The 6,000-nt window shown below is 65.2% G+C and carries 4 protein-coding genes and 1 pseudogene; 4 read left to right on the plus strand and 1 reads right to left on the minus strand.

Going from position 1 to position 6,000, the window contains the following annotated elements; all coding sequences use genetic code 11:
- Positions 1-593 precede the first annotated feature (593 nt).
- The 4 genes and pseudogenes from AB0M26_RS26140 to AB0M26_RS26155 form a co-directional block, all read left to right on the plus strand.
- Positions 594-747, plus strand: a pseudogene (locus tag AB0M26_RS26140) (IS5/IS1182 family transposase); the annotation flags it as partial.
- Between the two features lie 111 nt (positions 748-858).
- Positions 859-3,066: a hypothetical protein gene (locus AB0M26_RS26145; RefSeq protein WP_365264514.1), complete on the plus strand. Its 2,208-nt coding sequence runs from the start codon at positions 859-861 to the stop codon at positions 3,064-3,066.
- A 271-nt stretch (positions 3,067-3,337) separates the two neighbouring features.
- Positions 3,338-4,540 (plus strand): permease, encoded by a 1,203-nt coding sequence (locus tag AB0M26_RS26150; RefSeq protein ID WP_365264516.1) that lies wholly within the window; start codon positions 3,338-3,340, stop codon positions 4,538-4,540.
- Positions 4,541-4,981: 441 nt separating this feature from the next.
- Positions 4,982-5,629 (plus strand): hypothetical protein, encoded by a 648-nt coding sequence (locus AB0M26_RS26155; RefSeq protein WP_365264519.1) that lies wholly within the window; start codon positions 4,982-4,984, stop codon positions 5,627-5,629.
- 185 nt (positions 5,630-5,814) lie between these two features.
- Here the strand turns inward: AB0M26_RS26155 and AB0M26_RS26160 are convergent.
- Positions 5,815-6,000: hypothetical protein (locus tag AB0M26_RS26160; RefSeq protein WP_365264521.1), on the minus strand; the 186-nt coding region annotated here is incomplete at its 5' end.

Below are 6,000 nucleotides of genomic sequence, written 5' to 3' on the forward strand. Positions count from 1 at the left end.
GTGCAGATGCCGGACCCGGCACCGCGCTGTCACAGACCGAGCCGACCCGCCACGCCATTATTGACATGATAAAACCCCCACGGCCGGGCGGCCTCAGCAGCCAGGGCAGTCGGCGATCGATGGTGCCGAACCGGGTGTTCCATGCCCGCTGCCGGTGGCCGTTCCGGGAGGTGACTCCGGCTCGACCTGCCGCAACTCGGCGCCGCATGCGGCATCGGTGCCCGCGGTAATCGCCGCCTCGGCGAACATCTTCACTCGCATAATGCATTCCCGCCTTTACTCTGAGTAATTGACCTGCGGTAGGTGTCCCCCTAGCCGCCCCGGACTGGACACGGTCTTTGAGGACCTACAACGCCTTTGAGGACCTGCAACGCAACGGGGTCTGCGCGCCAGGTCCCGGTCCTGCCGTCGCGGTGCCCAGTACAGCCGGTGCCATCTCTCGCCCTGGCACCGAATTGCCCGAGGTGGAAACGCTGTCCGGCTCGCATATTCGGTGCAGGTTGCCACCCCGCCTGGTCGGTGCTGAGGATGCGCTGATGAACGTGGCCGACCGGTTCGACCTGGACGAGGAACCCACCAATGAGTCCACTCGGCTGGGCCGACACCGCTGGACGATCGAACGCACCATGTCCTGGCTGAGCGGCTGCTGCCGCCTGCACCGCCTGCTACCAACGCGATGCCGAACCTTCCCGGCCATCAGCGGCCATCGCCCGAACCCTCATCTGCTGTCGCAGACCCGCCGAATGAGACGACGTCGTCTTAGCCCGTCTGGGGGCGCGGGTGAACACCTGCGTGACGTGGGCTTCTTGACTCTCGTTGGCCGGGCATCCGAGGTTCCGCCTGACAAGGAGTGGTGAGATGCGCAAGGTGGCGGCCGCGACAGCGGTGGTCATGGCAATGGCCGGTGTGACGTCCTTCGGCGCGGGCCTCTCCTTCGCAGACGGAGGCCGGAGCGGGGCCACGGCCACCGGTGGCTCCACTGCAGGAGCGGACCTGTTCCAGCAGAACAGTGCCCAGGAAGGCCGACTGAACAGCTGGTGCGGTCAGCCGAGCGATGTATTCATCTCGCCGGCCGGAGCGCGGATGAGAGGGAGGTGTCTCAACCATGACGGGTCCTTCAACGCGTTCGCTCACACTCGGTCCAAGGGCGCCCACGTCGAAGGCGGCTCCACCATCGCCACCGTGGAGCAGCAGAACATCGCGCAGAAAGGCCGGCTGAACGATGCGTGTGCCAATCTGAACGACTCCTCGCCCACAATCCAGGGTGGGCGGGTGGAAAGTGACTGTCGGAACCATGACCGTTCCCTCAGCAAGCAGGTGTTGGTCAAGGGTGGCGGCGCTCGCATCAGCGGCGGCTCCAGCCTGGTCGAAGCCGTGCTACAGCAGAACATTGCGCAGCAGGGCCGGCAGAACAACGCCTGCGCCAATGCTGTCTTCTCCAACTTCGCTGTGTCCGATGGCCGGCTGGACAGTGACTGCCGTAACCACGACGGTTCCCTGAGCAAGCAGGTGTTGGTCAACGGTGGCGGTGCCCACGTCGAAGGCGGCAGCGCAGAACTCGATGTGCACCACCAGAACATTGCGCAGGACGGCCGGCAGAACAACGCTTGCGCCCATCTCATGAACGAAGACTTCACGGTGACCGGCGGCCGTGCGGAAAGTGACTGCCGCAACCACGACCTTTCCCTCAGCAAGCAGGTGTTGGTCAAGGGCGGCGGCGCCCACGTCACCGGCGGCTCCAGCACCGTTCAAACCGTTGAGCAGCAGAACATCGCGCAGGAGGGGCGGCAGAACAATGCCTGCGCCAACCTCAACGACGCTGACTTCGAGGCCACCGACGGTAAGGTGGGCGGTGACTGCCGTAACCACGACCGTTCCCTGAACAGGAGGGTGTTGGTCAACGGTGGCGGCGCCCACGTGGAGGGCGGCTCCAGTACGACCCTCGACGTGACTCAGCAGAACATCGCGCAGGAAGGGCGGCAGAACAACGCCTGCGGCAACCTCAACGATGGTGACTTCACGTTGACGGGTGGCCGGGTGGCCGGCAAGTGCGGAACCACGGTCCGCTCCTACAGCAATCACGTGCTGGCCAAGGGCGGTGGCGCCCACGCCGAAGGCGAATCCGGGGCAGCCGATATCATCCAGCAGAACATCGCGCAGGAAGGGCGGCAGAACAACGCCTGCGGCAACCACAACGATGCTGACTTCACGTTGACAGGCGGCGGCCGACTGGCCGACAAGTGCCGAACCACTGACCGTTCCTTCAACAAGCACGTGGAGGTCAAGGGCGGTGGCGCCCACGCCGAAGGCGGATCCAGCTCTGGCGAGGAGGCGGGGGCGTTCCAGTCGAACATCGCGCAGGAGGGTCGGCAGAACAACGCCTGCGGCAACCTCAACGATGCTGACTTCACGTTGGCGGGCGGCCGGGTGGCCGGCAAGTGCCGAACCACGGACCGTTCCTTCAACAAGCACGTACGGGCCAAGGGTGGTGGCGCCCGCGCCGAAGGCGGCTCCGCGACACTGTCTTTGGAACAGCAGAACATCGCGCAGGAAGCTCGGCAGAACAACGCCTGCGGCAACCTCAACGAACCCGAAGCGGAAACACCCAATGTGAGTGGCAGTCAGGTGTCCACGGAGTGCGGTAGCAAAGACCGCTCCTTCAATAAGCACGTGCTGGTCAAGGGCGGTGGCGCCCGCGCCGAAGGCGGCTCCACCACGGGCGGAGACGTGAACCAGCAGAACATTGCGCAGGAAGGTCGGCAGAACAACGCGTGCGGCAACCTCAACGGGGGCTCTGTCACGTTGACCGACAGCCGGGTGAAGAACCGGTGCAAGAGCGCCGATGAGTCGACCAACGTGGGAACCAAGGAGGCCGGGGTCGGCGCACTGGCCGAAGGCGGATCCAGCACAGCCGACCTGTTCCAGCAGAACACTGCCCAGTCCGGGCGGCAGAACAACAACTGCGGCAACCCCAACAACCTGACCCTCACCGCCACCGGCTCCCGCAGCACCACCCAGTGCATCGCCGTCGACCGCTCCACCAACATCGGCACGATCAACCGGTGAACCGGACCGCTCGCCGCAGTGCACGGCATCAGCACCCCGCCGAGCGTTGAGGCCGGGTTGCCCGAAGGTGCCCGCCCGGCCGCTGTCCGTGCCGGGCCGCAGGTGCAGTTCCAGACCGGTGGCACGCTCCACACCGCCGTCTTGACCCTGCACGTCAGCTCACACGGTCGGGGCGCTGCCCACCGCGGCGGCGCCCCGCCCCCGTCCTCAGCTGGGCCCAGCACGGACCTGCCCCGGCCGTGGCCCGCATCCTGCCCGGAAGGTTTCACAGATGCACGCCGTACTGCACGCGCTGTCGATCACCGGGTCCATGATCTGGGAGATCACCTGGGCACTGATCCTGGGATTCGCCCTGTCCGCCGTCGTCCAAGCCGTGGTCCGCAAGGCCAGCATCGTCAACCTGCTCGGTAACGACCGGCCCCGCACCCTCGCCGTCTCCGCTGGCCTGGGCGCCGCATCGTCTTCCTGCTCCTACGCCGCGGTGGCACTGGCCCGCTCACTGTTCCGCAAAGGTGCTCACTTCACCGCCGCGATGGCCTTCGAAATCGCCTCCACCAACCTCGTCGTCGAGCTCGGTGTCATCCTGGCGCTGCTGATGGGCTGGCAGTTCACGGCCGCCGAATTCATTGGCGGCCCCATTATGATCATCGTGCTGAGCATCCTGTTCCGGCTGTTCTTGCGCGACGACCTCCTGCACCGGGCACGAGAACAGGCCGAACGCGGACTGACCGGCTCCATGGAAGGTCACGCAGCGATGGACATGTCCGTCTCCGGCGACGGCTCCTTCGCCCGGCGTCTGTTCTCCCGCGAGGGTTTCACCTCGACCAGCCACGTGTTCGCCATGGAATGGGCAGCAATCCTGCGCGACCTGGTCGTCGGGCTGCTCATCGCCGGCGCCATCGCCGCCTGGGTCCCGGATACGTTCTGGCGCACGTTCTTCTTCGCCGGGCACCCGCTCGCCGCCAAGCTATGGGGCCCGATCGTCGGCCCGCTGGTGGCGATCGCCTCGTTCGTGTGCTCCATCGGCAATGTGCCGTTGGCGGTGGTGCTGTGGAAGGGCGGCATCAGTTTCGGCGGGGTGGTGGCGTTCATCTTCGCCGACCTGCTGATCCTGCCCATCCTCAATATCTACCGGAAGTACTACGGCGCGAGGATGGCCGCCTTCCTCTTGGGCACCTTCTACCTCGCCATGGCCATCGCCGGATACATCGTGGAGTTCACCTTCGGCGGCCTTGGCCTGATCCCCGACCAGGCCACCGCGAAGGTTCCCACGGAGGGCTTCAGATGGAACTACACCACGTGGCTCAACCTTGCCTTCCTCACCATCGCGGCCGTGCTCGTCATGCAGTTCCTGCGGACCGGAGGGCTGGCCATGCTCCGCATGATGGGCGGGTCGCCCGAAAGCGACCAGGGCCACGCCGACCACACACAACACGAGCACGACACGGCCAACCCCCACGACGGACAAAACTGAGGACGTTGCTCATTTCCCTGAGCCGGATGGCGCGTTGGAGGGAGATCGCCGGTGGCGGCCATGTCCGGAAGAGGAAGGCACCGCTAATGACGTGCGTCAAACGTCGAACCCGATACCTCCCTGGGGAAATGATGCAGCTGGTGAAGATCAGGAGCGCCGTGTTCGTGGCCATGCTGGTAGACGGTTTGTGACCCACGTATTCCGGGATCGCCCACGCCGACAACCCCGGCGCCGCTGCCGTTGGCGGCTCCAGCACGACTGGTGGCCTGATCCAGCAGGACACCTCGCAAGAACGCGCACAGAACAACAACTGCAGCAGCCCCAATTTCCTTGCCCAATCGATGACGTTGACAGCAAACCGGACAGGTGGTCGCTGCGCGACGGGTGATGCTTCCTTCAACAAACACACTTGGGACGAGGGTGGCGGCGCCGACACTTTGGGTGGCTCAGGGCTGGTCACCACTCTGTTTCAACAGAACACCCAACGAGGACTGGTCCCACAACAAACACACGCTGATCAAGGACGGCGGTGCTGAAGCAACTGGCGGCAGCACGACCGGGATCCAGCAGAACACTGCGCAGGACGGACGGCAGAACGCCAACTGCGCCAATGCCCACGGCACCCTTGTCAGCGTGGCGGGCGGGCGAGCAAACGGTCACTGCGACAACAAGGACAGTTCTCACAGCAAGCACACAACGATCAAGGGAGGCGGTGCCGAGGCATCCGGTGGCTCCAGCGGCACCGGATTGGTTCAGCAGAACACGGCACAGGCAGGGCGCCAGAATGCCAACTGCGTCAACCCCAATAACGCTGTGATCAGCTTGACCGACAGCCGATCGGAAGCCCGCTGCATGACTCTCGACCATTCGAAGAGCGTGCACGCAGCCGAGTTCGGCAGGGGCGCTGAATCGGCGGGCGGATCTGCTCCTCTCGGTTTCCTGGCTCTGCAGAACACGGCGCAGACAGGGCGGCAGAACGACAATTGCGCCAACCCCAACGGTCTCTCCCTCACTGCCTCCGGCAGCCACCTCCGGACTCAGTGCTCGACCGTGGACATCTCCAAGAACATCCACGCCGTCCGCAAGTAGGCGCGGCATGATCCGGAATCGGCCGCCGCTATGCAGTCGATCGGTGCATTCGACCAGTCGCGCCGGTGGCGCGGCACCCGCGGTCGCTGAAGTACATCTTCCGCAGGCCTTCTCGATGTTGGGCAACTGCTCGACTGCCAGGTGTTGCAGCTTCCAGGCAGCCCGCGCCAATGACGACTGCGGTTTCAGCTCTCGTCGAACGCCTTCAACGCGGCCTCCCACTCCGGGTGTTCGGCCAGTGCACCCGGCCGCCCAAGGTTGGACAGCCACGCCCCACGTGCGTGTCCTCGGTGCTGCTGTGTCAGGCGGTGGTGGTTGGGGTGGTGACGGCGATTGGTGTGTCGATGTTCGCGTGTCGGCGTCTGCGGTAG

It is taken from the genome of Streptomyces sp. NPDC051776, from assembly GCF_040681345.1.
GTDB lineage: Bacteria > Actinomycetota > Actinomycetes > Streptomycetales > Streptomycetaceae > Streptomyces.